Source organism: Streptomyces venezuelae (genome assembly GCF_008642295.1).
Classification (GTDB): Bacteria; Actinomycetota; Actinomycetes; order Streptomycetales; family Streptomycetaceae; genus Streptomyces; species Streptomyces venezuelae_C.
This window is the reverse complement of sequence record NZ_CP029190.1, coordinates 5,519,567-5,534,519: the sequence shown is the minus strand read 5'-3', so window position 1 is coordinate 5,534,519 and position 14,953 is coordinate 5,519,567. Positions and strand designations below refer to the sequence as shown.

At 73.6% G+C, this 14,953-nt stretch carries 18 protein-coding genes; 6 read left to right on the top strand and 12 right to left on the bottom strand.

The window, feature by feature from the left end; translation table 11 throughout:
- Positions 1–10 precede the first annotated feature (10 nt).
- On the bottom strand, positions 11–388 hold the full coding sequence (gene hisI, locus DEJ50_RS24915; RefSeq protein ID WP_150212345.1) for a phosphoribosyl-AMP cyclohydrolase: 378 nt from the start codon (positions 386–388) through the stop codon (positions 11–13).
- A gap of 83 nt (positions 389–471) precedes the next feature.
- Between hisI and DEJ50_RS24910 the strand changes: the two genes are divergently transcribed.
- The gene (locus DEJ50_RS24910) at positions 472–1,104 is read left to right on the top strand and encodes a TIGR03085 family metal-binding protein (RefSeq protein WP_150210335.1); all 633 of its coding nucleotides are present in this window, start codon (positions 472–474) and stop codon (positions 1,102–1,104) included.
- A 553-nt stretch (positions 1,105–1,657) separates the two neighbouring features.
- On the opposite strand, the gene hisF is transcribed toward DEJ50_RS24910, so the two are convergent.
- The 8 genes from hisF to hisD are packed head-to-tail and all read right to left on the bottom strand — an operon-like array spanning position 1,658 to position 7,377.
- Positions 1,658–2,413, bottom strand: a complete 756-nt coding sequence (hisF, locus tag DEJ50_RS24905; RefSeq protein WP_150210334.1) for an imidazole glycerol phosphate synthase subunit HisF — start codon at positions 2,411–2,413, stop codon at positions 1,658–1,660.
- Positions 2,410–2,820, bottom strand: a complete 411-nt coding sequence (locus DEJ50_RS24900) for a RidA family protein (RefSeq protein WP_150210333.1) — start codon at positions 2,818–2,820, stop codon at positions 2,410–2,412. The genes hisF and DEJ50_RS24900 overlap by 4 nt, the downstream gene beginning before the upstream one ends.
- Complete coding sequence (priA, locus tag DEJ50_RS24895; protein WP_150210332.1) at positions 2,817–3,545, bottom strand: bifunctional 1-(5-phosphoribosyl)-5-((5-phosphoribosylamino)methylideneamino)imidazole-4-carboxamide isomerase/phosphoribosylanthranilate isomerase PriA; 729 nt, start codon at positions 3,543–3,545, stop codon at positions 2,817–2,819. The genes DEJ50_RS24900 and priA overlap by 4 nt, the downstream gene beginning before the upstream one ends.
- Positions 3,545–4,195 (bottom strand): imidazole glycerol phosphate synthase subunit HisH, encoded by a 651-nt coding sequence (gene hisH / locus DEJ50_RS24890; protein WP_150210331.1) that lies wholly within the window; start codon positions 4,193–4,195, stop codon positions 3,545–3,547. Before hisH ends, priA begins: the two co-directional genes overlap by 1 nt.
- Positions 4,192–4,359, bottom strand: a complete 168-nt coding sequence (locus DEJ50_RS34075) for a hypothetical protein (RefSeq protein WP_190344674.1) — start codon at positions 4,357–4,359, stop codon at positions 4,192–4,194. The genes hisH and DEJ50_RS34075 overlap by 4 nt, the downstream gene beginning before the upstream one ends.
- Before the next feature lie 2 nt (positions 4,360–4,361).
- On the bottom strand, positions 4,362–4,955 hold the full coding sequence (gene hisB / locus DEJ50_RS24885) for an imidazoleglycerol-phosphate dehydratase HisB (protein WP_150210330.1): 594 nt from the start codon (positions 4,953–4,955) through the stop codon (positions 4,362–4,364).
- On the bottom strand, positions 4,952–6,058 hold the full coding sequence (locus DEJ50_RS24880; RefSeq protein WP_150210329.1) for a histidinol-phosphate transaminase: 1,107 nt from the start codon (positions 6,056–6,058) through the stop codon (positions 4,952–4,954). The genes hisB and DEJ50_RS24880 overlap by 4 nt, the downstream gene beginning before the upstream one ends.
- Positions 6,055–7,377, bottom strand: a complete 1,323-nt coding sequence (hisD, locus tag DEJ50_RS24875) for a histidinol dehydrogenase (RefSeq protein WP_150210328.1) — start codon at positions 7,375–7,377, stop codon at positions 6,055–6,057. The genes DEJ50_RS24880 and hisD overlap by 4 nt, the downstream gene beginning before the upstream one ends.
- A 146-nt stretch (positions 7,378–7,523) precedes the next feature.
- Here hisD and DEJ50_RS24870 point away from each other — a divergent pair, with 146 nt between their 5' ends.
- The 4 genes from DEJ50_RS24870 to DEJ50_RS24855 all read left to right on the top strand — a co-directional run bounded on the left by DEJ50_RS24870 (position 7,524) and on the right by DEJ50_RS24855 (position 11,150).
- Positions 7,524–9,119, top strand: a complete 1,596-nt coding sequence (locus DEJ50_RS24870; protein ID WP_150212344.1) for an oxidoreductase — start codon at positions 7,524–7,526, stop codon at positions 9,117–9,119.
- A 34-nt stretch (positions 9,120–9,153) separates the two neighbouring features.
- Positions 9,154–9,897: an LON peptidase substrate-binding domain-containing protein gene (locus DEJ50_RS24865; RefSeq protein WP_150210327.1), complete on the top strand. Its 744-nt coding sequence runs from the start codon at positions 9,154–9,156 to the stop codon at positions 9,895–9,897.
- Positions 9,898–9,910: 13 nt separating this feature from the next.
- The gene (gene ybaK, locus DEJ50_RS24860) at positions 9,911–10,414 is read left to right on the top strand and encodes a Cys-tRNA(Pro) deacylase (protein WP_150210326.1); all 504 of its coding nucleotides are present in this window, start codon (positions 9,911–9,913) and stop codon (positions 10,412–10,414) included.
- Between the two features lie 97 nt (positions 10,415–10,511).
- Entirely contained in the window at positions 10,512–11,150 is a 639-nt protein-coding gene (locus DEJ50_RS24855) for a hypothetical protein (RefSeq protein WP_150210325.1), read from the top strand.
- A 46-nt stretch (positions 11,151–11,196) separates the two neighbouring features.
- On the opposite strand, the gene DEJ50_RS24850 is transcribed toward DEJ50_RS24855, so the two are convergent.
- The 3 genes from DEJ50_RS24850 to DEJ50_RS24840 form a co-directional block, all read right to left on the bottom strand.
- Positions 11,197–12,081, bottom strand: coding sequence for an ABC transporter permease (locus DEJ50_RS24850; RefSeq protein WP_223837902.1), 885 nt, complete (start codon positions 12,079–12,081; stop codon positions 11,197–11,199).
- Positions 12,078–13,109 (bottom strand): ABC transporter ATP-binding protein, encoded by a 1,032-nt coding sequence (locus DEJ50_RS24845; RefSeq protein WP_150210324.1) that lies wholly within the window; start codon positions 13,107–13,109, stop codon positions 12,078–12,080. Before DEJ50_RS24845 ends, DEJ50_RS24850 begins: the two co-directional genes overlap by 4 nt.
- Before the next feature lie 69 nt (positions 13,110–13,178).
- Positions 13,179–14,516, bottom strand: coding sequence for an NYN domain-containing protein (locus DEJ50_RS24840; protein WP_150210323.1), 1,338 nt, complete (start codon positions 14,514–14,516; stop codon positions 13,179–13,181).
- Between the two features lie 198 nt (positions 14,517–14,714).
- Here DEJ50_RS24840 and DEJ50_RS34070 point away from each other — a divergent pair, with 198 nt between their 5' ends.
- Positions 14,715–14,876 carry a hypothetical protein gene (locus DEJ50_RS34070; RefSeq protein WP_190344672.1) on the top strand — a complete coding sequence of 54 codons (162 nt, stop codon included), beginning with the start codon at positions 14,715–14,717 and terminating at the stop codon, positions 14,874–14,876.
- The last annotated feature ends 77 nt before the right edge of the window (positions 14,877–14,953 follow it).

The following is a 14,953-nucleotide window of genomic DNA, read 5'->3' as shown; positions in this document are numbered from 1 at the left end:
GCCTGGGACCTTACCTGTGGGAGAGCGGCAGAACGTCGGCGTCGAAGCAGGTACGGGCACCCGTGTGGCAGGCGGCCCCGACCTGGTCGACCTTGACGAGGACGGTGTCGGCGTCGCAGTCGAGCGCCACGGACTTCACGTGCTGGAAGTGCCCGGAGGTGTCCCCCTTGACCCAGTACTCCTGGCGGCTGCGGGACCAGTAGGTGCAGCGGCCGGTGGTCAGGGTGCGGTGCAGGGCCTCGTCGTCCATCCAGCCGAGCATCAGCACCTCACCGGTGTCGTACTGCTGGGCGATGGCGGGCACCAGGCCGTCCGCGGACCGCTTGAGGCGGGCGGCGATGGCGGGGTCGAGGTTGCTCGGGCGGGGGGTGGTACTCATGACGGCCATTGTGCCGCGCGGCGGTGCGCGGTACTGCAGGCTGTCCGCCTGATGGGCGGGCATCTGTCAGGTCGCGGCCGTACGCTTGCCCCATGTCGACCCATGCGAAGCGTGAACGTCTGCTGCTGGCGGACTTGTTGGAGGCGGCCGGCCCGGAGGCGCCCACGCTGTGCGAGGGCTGGACCTGCCGGGAGCTGGCCGCGCACGTGGTGGTGCGGGAGCGGCGGCCGGACGCGGCGGGCGGGCTGCTGCTGGGCGTGCTGAAGGAGCGGCTGGACAAGGTGATGGCCGAGTACACGGCCAAGCCGTACGAGGAACTGATCCAGCTGATCCGGACCGGGCCGCCGAAGCTGTCGGTGTACGCGCTGAAGCAGATCGACGAGGCGGCGAACGCGGTGGAGTTCTACGTCCACGCGGAGGACGTCCGCCGGGCGCAGCCGGACTGGTCCCCGCGCGAGCTGGACACGGTGTTCTCGGACGCGCTGTGGTCCCGGCTGGAGAAGCTGGCCCGGATCACGGGCCGGCGCTCGCCGGTGGGCCTGGTGCTGCGGCGGCCGGACGGGCGGACGGCGGTGGCCCGCAAGGGCGTGCCGGTGGTGACGGTCACCGGCGAGCCGGGTGAGCTCACGCTGTTCTGCTTCGGGCGGCAGGCGGCGGCGCGGATCGAACTGGACGGGGAGAAGCAGGCGATTGCCGAGCTGACCTCGGCGAAGCTGGGCATCTGACTGTCCGGTCCGCCGGGACACCCCACCGCTGCGCGGGGCCATGTCCCCACCCCGCCCCTTCCCGAACCCGTGGCTCCGCCCCGGACCCCTTCCGGCCCGCCGCCGGAACCGGCCGCTGCGCGCCCGAAGGGCAGGGGGCGGTGCCCCGGAACGCGGCGCCGGGCACCGGCCCCGGGCGCGGCGCGCCAGGGGATACGGGGCGAAGCCCCGCCAGGGCGCCGGGCGAAGCCCGTGCGGGGCACCGGCCCGGGGTAGCGCCCCGGCCGTGCGACCGGGCGCGCTACGCGCCCGAAGGCAAGGGGCGGAGCCCCCGGAACGCGGCGCCGGGCACCGCCGCCGGGCGCTGCGCGCCAGGGGGTACGGGGCGAAGCCCCGCAAACGGGGCGCCGGGCGAAGCCCGCGCGGGGCATCGCCCCGGCCGTGCGACCGGGCGCGCTGCGCGCCCGAAGGGCAGGGGGCGAAGCCCTGGCCGGCGCCGGCCCGGAGCGCTGCGCGCCTGGGGCGGGGCGAAGCCCGTGTGGGGCACCGGCCCGGCACGGCCGGGGCGCGGCGGTCAGCGGATCGGGTGGCCTGCCTTGCGGAGGGTGTCCTTGACCTGGGAGATGCGCAGGTCGCCGAAGTGGAACACGGAGGCGGCGAGTACCGCGTCCGCGCCCGCGGCAATGGCCGGCGGGAAGTCGGAGAGCTTGCCGGCCCCGCCGGACGCGATCACCGGGACGGTCACGTGCTTGCGGACCGCCGCGATCATCTCCACGTCGTAGCCGTCCTTGGTGCCGTCCGCGTCCATCGAGTTGAGCAGGATCTCGCCCGCGCCCAGCTCCGCCGCCCGGTGCGCCCACTCGACCGCGTCGATGCCGGTGCCCTTGCGCCCGCCGTGCGTGGTGACCTCGAACGTGCCGGCGGCCGTACGGCGCGCGTCCACGGACAGCACCAGCACCTGCCGGCCGAAGCGCTCCGCGATCTCCCGGATGAGCTCCGGGCGGGCAATGGCCGCCGTGTTGACGCCGACCTTGTCCGCGCCGGCCCGCAGCAGCTTGTCCACGTCCTCCGGCGTGCGGACGCCGCCGCCCACCGTGAGCGGGATGAAGACCTGCTCGGCGGTGCGCCGCACCACGTCGTAGGTGGTCTCGCGGTTCCCGGAGGACGCCGTGATGTCGAGGAAGGTCAGCTCGTCGGCGCCCTCGGCGTCGTACAGCTTGGCCATCTCCACCGGGTCGCCCGCATCGCGCAGGTTCTGGAAGTTGACGCCCTTGACCACCCGGCCGTTGTCCACGTCCAGGCAGGGGATCACCCGTACGGCCAGGGTCATGACGATGCTCCTCGGTACGCCTCGACCTCGACTTCGACGACCATGCTCGGGTCGACGAAGCCGGAGACGATGATCATGGATGCGGCGGGCCGGACCGCGTCGAACAGTTCCTTGTGGGCGCGGCCGACCTCGTCCACGTCCCGGGCGTGCGTGAGGTACATCCGGGTGCGGACCACGTGCTCCGGGCCGAGCCCGGCCTGCTCCAGCGCCTTGAAGGCGACGCCGAAGGCCGTGACCGTCTGGTCGTACGGGCCGCCCGCGTCGCCCGCGGTGCAGCCGGAGACCAGGACCAGGCCGTTGGAGAGCTGCACGGCGCGCGAGTAGCCGATGACGTCCTCGTACGGGCCGCCGGAGGAGATCCGCCGTACGTCGGCGGAGCCGTCGGGGGTGCCGTCGGGGGTGCTCATGCCGAGACCACCGCCAGCGCCTCCTGCAGGGTGAAGGCCTTGGCGTACAGCGCCTTGCCGACGATCGCGCCCTCGACGCCCTCGCCGACCAGGCCGGACAGGGCCCGCAGGTCGTCCAGGGAGGAGACGCCGCCCGAGGCGACGACCGGCCGGTCGGTGGCGGCGCAGACGTTCCGCAGCAGCTCCAGGTTGGGGCCGGTCAGCGTGCCGTCCTTGCCGATGTCGGTGACCACGTACCGGGCACAGCCCTCGGAGTCCAGCCGGGCCAGGGTCTCGTACAGGTCCCCACCCTCGCTGGTCCAGCCGCGGCCCTTGAGGGTGGTGCCGACGACATCGAGGCCCACGGCGATCTTGTCGCCGTGCTCGGCGATGACCTTGGCGACCCACTCGGGGGTCTCCAGGGCGGCGGTGCCCAGGTTGACCCGGGTGCAGCCGGTGGCCAGGGCCTTGGCCAGGGAGGCGTCGTCGCGGATGCCGCCGGAGAGCTCCACCTTGATGTCCATCGCGCGGGTGATCCCGGCGACCAGGTCGCGGTTGTCACCGGTGCCGAAGGCGGCGTCCAGGTCGACCAGGTGAAGCCATTCGGCGCCGGCGGCCTGCCAGGCGAGGGCGGCCTCCAGCGGGGAGCCGTACGAGGTCTCCGTACCGGACTCGCCGTGGACGAGCCGGACCGCCTGGCCGTCGCGGACGTCCACCGCGGGCAGGAGTTCGAGCGTGTTCGGCATCAGAGGGTCTCGATCCAGTTGGTGAGGAGCTGGGCGCCGGCGTCACCGGACTTCTCGGGGTGGAACTGGGTGGCCCACAGCGCCGCGTTCTCGACGGCCGCGACGAACGGCTCCCCGTGGGTGGCCCAGGTGACCTTGGGGGCGCGGATCGCCGGGTTGGTGACCTCCAGGCTCCACTCGCGCACCGCGTAGGAGTGCACGAAGTAGAACCGGGCGTCGGCGTCCAGGCCGGCGAAGGCCTGGCTGTCGGCCGGGGCCTCGACGGTGTTCCAGCCCATGTGCGGAACGATCGGGGCCTTCAGCGGCTCGACGGTACCGGGCCACTCGTCCAGGCCCTCGGTCTCCACGCCGTGCTCGATGCCGCGTTCGAAGAGGATCTGCATGCCGACGCAGATGCCCATGACGGGGCGTCCGCCGGAGAGCCGGCGGCCGATGATCCAGTCGCCGCGGGCCGCCTTGAGGCCCTGCATACAGGCGGAGAAGGCGCCGACGCCGGGGACGAGGAGGCCGTCGGCGTCCATCGCCTTGTCGTAGTCGCGGGTGATCTCGACGTCCGCGCCGACCCGCGCCAGAGCGCGTTCGGCGGAGCGGACGTTGCCGAAGCCGTAGTCGAAGACCACGACCTTCTTGGTGGGGCTGGCTGCGCTCATGCCCAGATTCCTTGGATTCGCAGGACTCCGGCGGTCAGGCACATCGCGGAGCCGAGGGCGAGCAGCACGACCACCGACTTCGGCATCTGCTGCTTCTGGAAGGAGTAGACGCCGCCGGCCAGGAAGAGGCCGACGACGATCAGGATGGTGGAGAGGCCGGTCACGGCTACAGGGCGCCCTTCGTCGAGGGAAGGATGCCGGCCGCGCGCGGGTCACGCTCGCTGGCGTAGCGCAGCGCCCGGGCCAGGGCCTTGAACTGGCACTCCACGATGTGGTGCGCGTTGCGGCCGTACGGGACGTGCACGTGCAGGGCGATCTGCGCCTGGGCCACGAAGGACTCGAAGATGTGCCGGGTCATCGTGGTGTCGTACTCGCCGATCATCGGCGCCATCTTCTCGGGCTCGGTGTGCACGAGGTAGGGGCGGCCGGAGAGGTCGACGGTGACCTGGGCGAGGGACTCGTCCAGCGGCACGGTGCAGTTGCCGAAGCGGTAGATGCCGACCTTGTCGCCGAGCGCCTGCTTGAAGGCGGCGCCGAGCGCGAGGGCGGTGTCCTCGATGGTGTGGTGGGAGTCGATGTGCAGGTCGCCGTCGGTCTTGACGGTGAGGTCGAAGAGACCGTGGCGGCCGAGCTGGTCGAGCATGTGGTCGTAGAAGCCGACGCCGGTCGACACGTCGACCTTGCCGGTGCCGTCGAGGTCTATCTCGACCAGGACCGAGGTCTCCTTGGTGGTGCGCTCCACCCGTCCGATGCGGCTCATGCCTGCTGCTCCTTCTTCAGTGCGCGAACCGCTTCCAGGAACGCGTCGTTCTCGGCCGGGGTGCCGGCGGTGACCCGCAGCCAGCCCGGTACGCCGTTGTCCCGGACCAGGACGCCCCGGTCGAGGATCTGCTGCCAGGCGGTGTGGGAGTCCTCGAACCTGCCGAACTGCACGAAGTTCGCGTCGGATTCGGTGACCTCCCAGCCGATCGCGCGCAGTTCGGCGACCAGCCGGTCCCGCTCGGCCTTGAGCTGCTCGACGTAGCCGAGCAGGGTGTCGGTGTGCTCCAGGGCGGCGAGGGCCGTGGCCTGGGTGACGGCGGACAGGTGGTACGGCAGGCGCACCAGCTGTACGGCGTCGACGACGGCGGGGTGCGCGGCCAGGTAGCCCAGGCGCAGGCCGGCCGCGCCGAAGGCCTTGGACATGGTCCGGGAGACCACCAGGTTCGGGCGGCCCTCGATCAGCGGGAGGAGCGAGTCCCGGTGGCTGAACTCCACGTAGGCCTCGTCCACCACGACCAGCGAGGGCTTGGCGGCCTGGGCCGCCTCGTACAGCGCGAGGACCGTCCCGGCCTCGACCGCGGTGCCGGTGGGGTTGTTGGGGGAGGTGATGAAGACGACGTCGGGGGCGTGCTCGGCGATGGCCCGCTCGGCCGCCGCCACGTCGATGGTGAAGTCCTCCCGGCGCGGGCCGGAGATCCAGCCGGTGCCGGTGCCGCGGGCGATCAGGCCGTGCATCGAGTAGGAGGGCTCGAAGCCGATCGCGGTCCGGCCGGGTCCGCCGAAGGTCTGCAGCAGCTGCTGGATGACCTCGTTGGAGCCGTTGGCGGCCCAGACGTTCTCCTTGGCCACCGGGTGCCCGGCGGTGCGGGTGAGGTAGCGGGCGAGCTCGGTGCGGAGCTCGACGGCGTCCCGGTCGGGGTAGCGGTTGAGGCCGCGGGCGGCCTCGGCCACCCGCTCCGCGATCCGCTGGACGAGTTCCTCGGGCAGCGGGTACGGGTTCTCGTTGGTGTTCAGCTGGACGGGCACATCGAGCTGCGGGGCGCCGTACGGGGACTTGCCGCGCAGTTCGTCCCGGATGGGGAGGTCGTCGATGCCGGTCATGCCTGGGGAACCTTCCATCCGAAGCGGGCCTTCAGGGCCGCTCCGTGCGCCGGCAGGTCCTCGGCCTCGGCCAGCGTCACCACGTGGTGCGTGACCTCGGCGAGGGCGTCGCGCGTGTAGTCGACGATGTGGATGCCGCGCAGGAAGGACTGCACGGACAGGCCGGAGGAGTGGCAGGCGCAGCCGCCGGTGGGCAGCACGTGGTTGGAGCCGGCGCAGTAGTCGCCGAGCGAGACCGGGGCCCACGGGCCGACGAAGACCGCACCGGCGTTGCGGACCCGGGCGGCCAGGGCGGCGGCGTCGGCGGTCTGGATCTCCAGGTGCTCGGCGCCGTACGCGTTGACCACCTTCAGGCCGTCCTCCAGGCTGTCCACCAGCACGATCGCGGACTGCTCGCCGGCCAGGGCGGGCTTGATCCGGTCGTCGATGTGCTTGGCGACGGCGACCTGGGTCTCCAGCTCGGCCTCGACCGCCTCGGCCAGCGCGGCGGAATCGGTGACCAGCACGGCGGCGGCCATCGGGTCGTGCTCGGCCTGGCTGATCAGGTCGGCGGCGACGTGCACCGGGTCGGCCGTGGAGTCCGCGAGGATCGCGATCTCGGTCGGGCCGGCCTCGGCGTCGATCCCGATCTTGCCGGTGAAGTAGCGCTTGGCGGCGGCCACCCAGATGTTGCCGGGGCCGGTCACCATGTTCGCCGGGGTGCACTCCTCCGTGCCGTACGCGAACATCGCGACGGCCTGGGCGCCGCCGGCGGCGTACACCTCGTCCACCCCGAGCAGCGCACAGGCGGCCAGGATGGTGGGGTGCGGCAGTCCGCCGAACTCGGCCTGGGGCGGCGAGGCCAGCGCGAGCGACTCCACGCCCGCCTCCTGCGCCGGGACCACGTTCATCACGACGGAGGACGGGTAGACGGAGCGGCCACCGGGCGCGTAGAGGCCCACGCGGTCGACCGGAACCCACTTCTCGGTCACGGTGCCGCCGGGGACCACCTGGGTGGTGTGCTCGGAGCGGCGCTGGTTCGCGTGCACGATCCGGGCGCGCCGGATCGACTCCTCCAGAGCGGCGCGGACGGCCGGGTCCAGCTCGGCGAGGGCCTTCTCCAAGGCCTCGGCGGGCACCCTGACCTGCTCCAGCGTCACTCCGTCGAACTTCTCCGCGTACTCGATCAGCGCCGCCGTGCCACGATGATGGACGTCCTCGCAGATCGGCCGCACCTTCTCCAGGGCAGCCGCGACGTCGAACTCGGCACGGGGAAGCAGATCGCGCAGGGCGCCGCCCTCGGGGAGGGCCTTGCCGCGCAGGTCGATACGAGAGATCACGTCCCAATTCTCTCAGACCGTCTCCCACCACCGGTCGCCCGTATCACTGGCTGATACACGTCCCGGATGTCACACCCGGCGGCTAGCGTTCGAGTACGGGCAGTGACGAGCGGAGGGGGGCCGCCATGACGGAGGGGCGCGCGGGCTTGACGGAGGGGCGCGCGGGCGAGGAGCCGGCGGATCTCACTGCACCCGAACGGCGGATGTGGCAGGCGTTCCGCACCGGCAGCATCTGCGATCTGAGTGCGCGCGCCGCCGGGGTGGACGACCCGTTCGGGGACCGCGGGTGGGGGCCGGACCGCAGCGTCCGGGCCCAGGTGGTGGCGCTGCTGCTGCTCCACGGTCCGCCGCCGGTGCCGGGCCGGGTGTCCTCGCTGAAGCTGCGGGGCGTCCGGATCACCGGCCGCCTCGATCTCTCCGGGGGCACGGTCGAGCCGTACGTGGAGCTCCAGGCCTGCCGCTTCGACAGCGAGATCCAGCTGTCCGAGGCCCGGTTCGTCACACTCCGGCTGGTCCGGTGCGCGATACCCCGGCTGGACGCGGCCCGGCTGCACACCGAGGGCGACCTGCACCTGCCGCGCTGCCGGGTGGCCCGCGGGATCCGGCTCACCGACGCCCAGATCGGCACCGATCTGCTGATCAGCCAGGCCGTGATCCAGCGGGACTCCAAGGGGCGGGCCATCGCCGCCGACGGGCTGTCCGTCGCACAGGACTTCCAGGCCGAGCTGCTCGAAACGTACGGGGAGGTCAGCCTGCGCGGCGCCAAGGTGGGCGTGTCGATGAGCCTGCGCGGGGCGAAGCTCGTCAACCAGTGGGGGCGGCGGGCCCTGAACGCCCCGCAGCTGACCGTGGAGCGGACCCTCTACCTGACCTCGATCGCGCTGGACCCCGGCACCGGCGACCCCTCCTCCACTCCCCCGTACGGCATGGGCCAGACCCCCACCCGGGGCGGCCGGGCCCAGCTGTTCGAGTGCCGCGGGGGGCTGCGGCTGGACGACGGCCGGTTCGGGGACGCGGCCGACTTCTACGGCGCCCGGTTCCTCCTGACCGAGGACCAGGAGCTGTCGCTGCGGCGGATCCAGACCCCGGAGCTGCGGTTCGTCGGCGAGAAGCCGGAGCGGGGGCGGGTGGTGCTGTCCGGGGCCAAGGTGGTGAAGCTGGTCGACCGGTCCACCAGCTGGCCCGGGCCCGGCAGGCTGGCGATCGAGGGATTCGTCTACGACAACCTGGCGCCCCGCGGCCACTTCCCGCTCGCCCGGCGGCTGGAGTGGCTGACGGCGGCCACCCCGGAGTACTCCCCGGAGCCGTACGAGCGGCTGGCGACGGTCCTGCGGGCCAGCGGGGAGGACGCGGACGCCCGGGAGGTGCTGCTCGCCAAGCAGCGCAGGCGGCGGGCGACACTGCCGCCGGCCGCCAAGGCCTGGGGGTACCTCCAGGACTGGACGGTGGCCTACGGCTACCGGCCGGGCCGGGCGGCACTGTGGATGCTGGTGCTGTGGGCGGCGGGCTCGGTGCTGTTCGCCGGGCACGATCCGGCCCCGGTCAAGCCGGGCGAGCACCCCCAGTGGAATGCGGTGCTGTACGCCCTCGACCTTCTCCTCCCCGTGATCGACCTCGGCCAGCAGGGGCACTGGAAGGTGCAGGACGGCTGGCAGTGGGGGGCGGCGGCGCTGGTCATGCTGGGGTGGATTCTGGCCACGACGGTGGCCGCGGGCGCCTCGCGCCTGCTGAGGCGGGGGTGACGGCTCCGGGCCCGGGGCCATTACCCTGTGGCTCGTGACCACCGTTCGCCTGCCGCTGTTCCCGCTGAACACGGTGCTGTTCCCGGGACTCCTGCTCCCCCTCAATGTCTTCGAGGAGCGCTATCGCGCCATGATGCGCGAACTCCTGAAGGCGGGCGAGGAGGAGCCGCGCCGCTTTGCCGTGGTCGCGATCCGCGACGGCCGGGAGGTGGCGGCGACCGCGCCGGGCATGCCGGACGAGACGGCCCTGCCGGACCGCGGCCCGGCGGCGGGCTTCGGCCCGGACCCGATCCAGGCGTTCCACCGGGTGGGCTGCATCGCCGACGCGGCCAGCATCCGGGAGCGGGAGGACGGCAGCTTCGAGGTCCTCTCCACCGGCACCACCCGGGTCCGGCTGCTCTCGGTGGACGCGAGCGGGCCGTTCCTGGTGGCCGAGCTGGAGGAACTGCCGGAGGACCAGGGCGACGGCGCCGGCGCGCTGGCCGAAGGGGTGCTGCGGGCGTTCCGGAACTACCAGAAGCGGCTCGCGGGCGCGCGCGAACGCTCGCTCGCGACGACCGGGGCGGAGCTGCCCGACGAGCCGTCCGTGGTCTCCTACCTGGTCGCTGCGGCGGCGGTGCTGGACGTGCCGGCGAAGCAGCGGCTGCTCCAGGCTCCGGACACGGCCACCCGGCTGGCGGAGGAGCTCAAACTGCTGCGGACCGAATCGGCGGTGATCCGGCACCTGCCGTCGCTGCCGGCGGTGGACCTGACCTTCGCCCCGACCAGCCCGAACTGAGGTCTCCCGAACCATGGTGAAGAAGGCGAAGCAGCCGAAGCAGGCGGCGGGGACCCCGGCGCTCACGGCGGTGGCCGCGGCCGGGGTGCCGCACACGGTGCACACGTACGAGCACGACCCGGCGCACCCCTCGTACGGCGACGAGGCCGCCGAGGCCATGGGGGTGTCCCCGGACCGGGTGTTCAAGACGCTGGTCGCGGACGTGGACGGGGTACTGACCGTCGCCGTGGTGCCGGTGTCCGGGACGCTGGACCTGAAGGCACTGGCCACGGCGGTGGGCGGCAAGCGGGCGGCGATGGCCGACCCGGCGCTGGCGGAGCGGACCACCGGCTATGTCCGGGGCGGGATCTCCCCACTGGGGCAGCGCAAGCGGCTGCGCACGGTGCTGGACGAGACGGCTCCGGCGCATCCGACGATCTGCGTGTCGGCGGGCCGCCGCGGCCTGGAGGTCGAACTGGCCCCGTCGGACCTGGCGGCCCTGACCTCGGCGGTGCTGGCGCCGATCGGGCGGAACTGACCGCTCCCGGCCGCCCGCGGCCCGCTCCCGGGCCGCTGCCCGCCCCGGCCACCGCCCCCGGGCGGCCGGACCGGTGGCCACCTGGCACGATGTGGGGGTGACCGAAGCCGTGACCCCACCACCGCCCGCCGGCCCCTTCGAGCCGCCGCCGGCCCTGCCGGAACCGACGCCCGCCGAGCGCTCCGCGGGCATCAGCCCCTCAGACATCCGCGATGCGGCCGGGGTCACGCTCGCCGTCGGCGCGGCCGGGCTGCTGCTGGGGCTGCTGTGGGTATGGCTGGCGCCCCGGGTCCAGTACGTCTCCAACGGGGAGTCCGTGTTCCTCCGGGACACCGAGAGCGAGGCCAGGATCGGGGCGGACGGCACCTTCTTCCTGCTGTCCCTGGGACTCGGCGTGCTCAGCGCGGTCGCCGTGTTCCTGTGGCGCAGGCGGGGCGGCGTTCCGCTGGTGCTCGGCCTCACGGTGGGTTCGGTGTTCGGCGCGCTGGCCGGCTGGCGGTTCGGGCTGTGGCTGGGTCCGTCCCGGGACCTGATCGCGGCGGCGAAGGAGGCCGGGAAGGGCGTGCCCTTCGACGCGCCGATCCAGCTGCTGGCCCACGGCGCACTGCTGGCCTGGCCGATGGCCGCGGTCGCCGTCCACCTGGCCCTGACGGCCATCTGGTCCCCCCGCGATCCGGAACACCCGGAGCGCCTCGAACACCCGGCGCACCCGGCGCATCCCGCACACCCCGAGTAGGGCTCGGTCGTTCGTGACCGGCCGCCCCGAACCACCGGGGTGTCGGTCAGCGAACGGCTGCGCGGCGGTAGGCCCAGGTGGCGAGGGTCAGCGAGAGCACGCCCACGGCGCCGCAGATTCCCAGGTCGACGGCGACCGCCGCCCAGTCGGGGTGCGGGGCGAAGGTCCGTGCGAAGGCCTCCACCCCATACGTGGACGGCAGCAGGTCCCGCGCCCAGACGATCACCGACGGCATCCGCTCCGGCGGCAGCACGCCCAGCAGCAGCGCCGCCGACATGCCCAGCTGCCCGGCCAGTGTGGCCAGCTCCTGGCGCGGGGCGAGCAGGCCGAGTGCGGCCCCGAGCCCGGCCAGGGCCGCGCCGGCCAGGGGGACCACCGCCGCCAGGATCCACAGCCCGCCCATCGGCAGCCCGAACAGCACACAGCCGAACACCGCCGTGACCAGGGTCCCCGGCAGGGTGAAGGAGGCGTACGCGGCAGCCGCGCCCAGCACCACCGAGGCCGGCGGCACCGGCAGGGTGGCGTAGTGGTCGAGGCCGCCGGAGGCCCTGAGCTGGCCGAAGTACTGGGCCAGCAGGTTCAGCGCGACAAAGGCGACCACCAGCACGGAGGAGCCGGCCACCACGGCCCGCGCCTCCGAGCCGCCGTCGACGACCCCCCGCATCAGGATCATGATCCCGACGGACTGGAAGGTCGCCACGAACAGCAGCGGTATCCGGGCCACCCGGGCCCGGGAGAGCTGTGCCTTGTAGACCGCGGCCAGTGCCGGGAAGAACCCGGCCCGGGGCGCCAGCGAAGCCGGCGGCACGGCGCCGGACCCCGGGGGCTTCGTCCGGCCGGGGGCGTCCGCCCGCCCGCCGGGCTCCGCCGGAGCCGTCGCCACCGCGCCCGGCGGCGTATCGGCCGCCACCCGCGTGGACCGCTCGGTCATCCCTTCACCAGCCCCTTCGTCCGCCCGCCGAGAGCCAGGTACACGTCCTCCAGGCTCGGCGTCGCCAGCGTGAAGTCGTCCAGTGCCGCAAAGGCCGGCCCGCCGGTCACCGCGGCCACGGCCGCCCGCGCCTCCTCCGGGCCCAGCCGCAGCACCCACTTGCGCCCGGCCTCCGCGGCCAGCGGGGCCAGCGCCGCGACCTCCGGCACGTCCAGCGGGGCACGCTCGCGCCACACCAGCTCCAGCCGGACCTCGTCGGAGACCTTCGCCTTGAGCCCGGCGGGGGTGTCGCAGGCGATGACCCGGCCCTGGTCGACCACGGCGACCCGGTCCAGCACCGTCTCCGCCTCTATGACGTTGTGGGTGACCAGCACCACCGTGGCACCGTGCTCCGCCCGCCGCCGGTCCACCGCGGCCCAAACGGCCCGCCGGGCCACCGGGTCCATGCCGGTGGTCGGCTCGTCCAGGACCAGGACCGGCCGCTCGCCGGCCAGGGCGGCGGCGAAGCAGGCCAGCCGGCGCTGTCCGCCGGAGAGCTTCTTCAGCGGGCGGCCGGCGAGGCCGGCCAGGCCCAGTTCGTCCAGCACCGCGTCGCGGGCCGCGCGGGCGGCCGGGGCCGTCAGTCCACGCAGCCGCCCGGTGGTCTCGACGGCCAGCGCCACGGTCAGCTCGTCCAGGGCGGTGGACTCCTGCCCCAGGTAGGCGAGCAGCCGGGCCGCCCTTTCGGGATGGCGTACGAGGTCGTGGCCGAGGAGGGTGACGCTGCCGGAGTCGGGGCGCAGCAGACCGGTCAGCTGGCGTACCAGGGTGGACTTGCCGGCTCCGTTGGGGCCGAGCAGTCCGAAGATCTCACCGCGCCGGATGTCCAGGGAGATGCCGTCGGTGGCGCGGGTCTCGGGCAGCGCGGGTGCGCCGCGCCTGCCGCGGACGGCGGGGTAGGTCTTGACGAGGTCGCGGACCACGCAGACAGCGTCGGCCCCGACGGCTCCTGCCGTGCCGTGTTCCGCCTCTGCCGTGCCCGTACTCACGAGGGAGCAGCCTACGGGGTCCGTCCGCCCCAGGGGCGCCCGGGGCGGCCGGACACCGGCCGGCCGGGCTCAATCGGCCGGTGCGGGGGGTGTCGCGGGGGCCGGCGGGGTCAGGTGTCCGGCGGCGGCCCGGACGTCGATCTCGCGCCAGAAGCCGGCCCTGATGGCGTAGCGGTCGTGTTCGTCGATCTGGTCGTCCTTGTGGGCGAGCAGGCCGAACCGGGCGGCGTACCGCAGCAGTTCCCCGTCGATGCGGTGCGGGATCCGCGGGTACATGGTGGACAGTTTCTGCAGGTGGACGGTCTCCGGGAGGCGTTCCATCCAGCGGCGGGCGAAGACCTGGCCCACCTCGAAGGGGTCGCCGCCGACGGTGGTGATGTCCTCTTCGCGGTCGGCCCAGCGCTGTTCTGCGCTGGTGAGCTGGGCGAGGGTGGGCAGGGAGGCGGTTTCGGCGGGTTCGCCGAGCGGGCCGGCCCGGTCGATCCAGCCCTTGTCGGAGGACCAGCGCAGGGCGCTGCCCGCGGGCGGCTGCCCGGCCGCGAGGCCGGCTCCGGCTCCGGCCGGGCCGGCGGGCGCGCGCAGCACGGCCAGGTCCTTGGGGGTGGGTACGGTCCGGCCGGCGTGGGCGGTGGCCGGCGCCGGGACGGCGGCGCCGTTGCGCTCCGCGGTGCCGGGACCGCCCGGGGCGCCGGTGCCCCCGGGGGCGCCGGACGGGCCGCCGAGCTGCCGGTCCACCGGGACCGAGCCGTTGCGGGCGGCCTCGGCGAGGGCGGCCTCGGGCAGCGGCGCGGAGAGGATGGCGGCGATCTCGGGGCGGGGGGCGGGCGGCGGCGAGCAGAGGCCGCTGAGGTCCTTGGCGCGGACCGCCCGGGTGATCCAGGCCCGGTCCAGGACCCGGCGTTCGTCGGCTTCGGCGACGAGGTCCTCGGACTGGTTGTAGTCGCCGTCGGCGGCCTGGACGGCCCAGAGGTGGACGGCGACGCCGTGTTCCTTGGCGGACATCAGGCCGGGCAGCAGGTCGCCGTCCCCGGTGACCAGGACCACGTCGGAGCAGGCGCGGTTTCTGGCCAGTTCGGTGAGCTCGGCGTGCATGGCCGCGTCCACGCCCTTCTGGGCCCAGCGGCCGTCCGAACGGGTGAGGGCGCCCAGCCGGACGGTGACCCTGGACATGACGCGCAGCCGCCGGTGCTCGGGCTGGGGCACCCGGTCGGGTGCGCCGTCGAACCAGTAGATGCGGAGCAGCGGCTGTGCGGTGTCTGCCTCGGCCCTTTCCCGCAGACCCTGGATGAGGGCGGCGTGGTCGACGGTGATGCGGGAGCGGGAGGGCTCCCCTGCGAGAAGACTCGCGGCGGCGCCCAGCAGGTAGCCGGCATCCACCAGGACGACGCAGCGGTCCACGCGTTCCACCCACTTTCGGGGAGGCTCCAGAGTTCCCCCCGAGTCTGCCCGAACGCAAGGGGCTTGACGGCCGGAACTCGATCATCGGCGTGGCGGGTCGGTGGGTTTACTGCGCTACACGCAGTAATGATCCAAAATGCGTTGCTTCTGGCGGTGTGTGAGTGTGAAGGCGGCCCTGGCCCCTATACCCCTCATGGAGGCTTCACCATGGCCAAGAACAAGAACCAGAAGCAGCCCGCGAAGCAACAGCCCCGCTCCTCTCAGCAGGATCGCAGTTCGCAGGAGAGCGTCTCCGAGCCCTCGTCCTCGGCACCGAGTCCGATGGATCTGGCGCACAAGAGCAAGTCGAAGAAGTTCGGCCACAACTGACGTCTCCGGTCGCGGTGAGACGAAGGGCGCCCCCGGCAGCTGCCGGGGGCGCCCTGGTGCGTACGGCCTGCGACCCG

Bases quoted from the DNA above. Each gene is read 5' to 3' on its own strand.
- hisH (WP_150210331.1), bottom strand. From the start codon at position 4,195: ATGAGCGCAGCCAGCCCCACCAAGAAGGTCGTGGTCTTCGACTACGGC.
- hisI (WP_150212345.1), bottom strand. From the start codon at position 388: ATGGCCGTCATGAGTACCACCCCCCGCCCGAGCAACCTCGACCCCGCC.
- DEJ50_RS34070 (WP_190344672.1), top strand. From the start codon at position 14,715: ATGGCCAAGAACAAGAACCAGAAGCAGCCCGCGAAGCAACAGCCCCGC.
- hisB (WP_150210330.1), bottom strand. From the start codon at position 4,955: ATGAGCCGCATCGGACGGGTGGAGCGCACCACCAAGGAGACCTCGGTC.
- DEJ50_RS24850 (WP_223837902.1), bottom strand. From the start codon at position 12,081: ATGACCGAGCGGTCCACGCGGGTGGCGGCCGATACGCCGCCGGGCGCG.
- priA (WP_150210332.1), bottom strand. From the start codon at position 3,545: ATGCCGAACACGCTCGAACTCCTGCCCGCGGTGGACGTCCGCGACGGC.
- hisF (WP_150210334.1), bottom strand. From the start codon at position 2,413: ATGACCCTGGCCGTACGGGTGATCCCCTGCCTGGACGTGGACAACGGC.
- DEJ50_RS24910 (WP_150210335.1), top strand. From the start codon at position 472: ATGTCGACCCATGCGAAGCGTGAACGTCTGCTGCTGGCGGACTTGTTG.
- DEJ50_RS24880 (WP_150210329.1), bottom strand. From the start codon at position 6,058: ATGACCGGCATCGACGACCTCCCCATCCGGGACGAACTGCGCGGCAAG.
- ybaK (WP_150210326.1), top strand. From the start codon at position 9,911: ATGGTGAAGAAGGCGAAGCAGCCGAAGCAGGCGGCGGGGACCCCGGCG.
- DEJ50_RS24900 (WP_150210333.1), bottom strand. From the start codon at position 2,820: ATGAGCACCCCCGACGGCACCCCCGACGGCTCCGCCGACGTACGGCGG.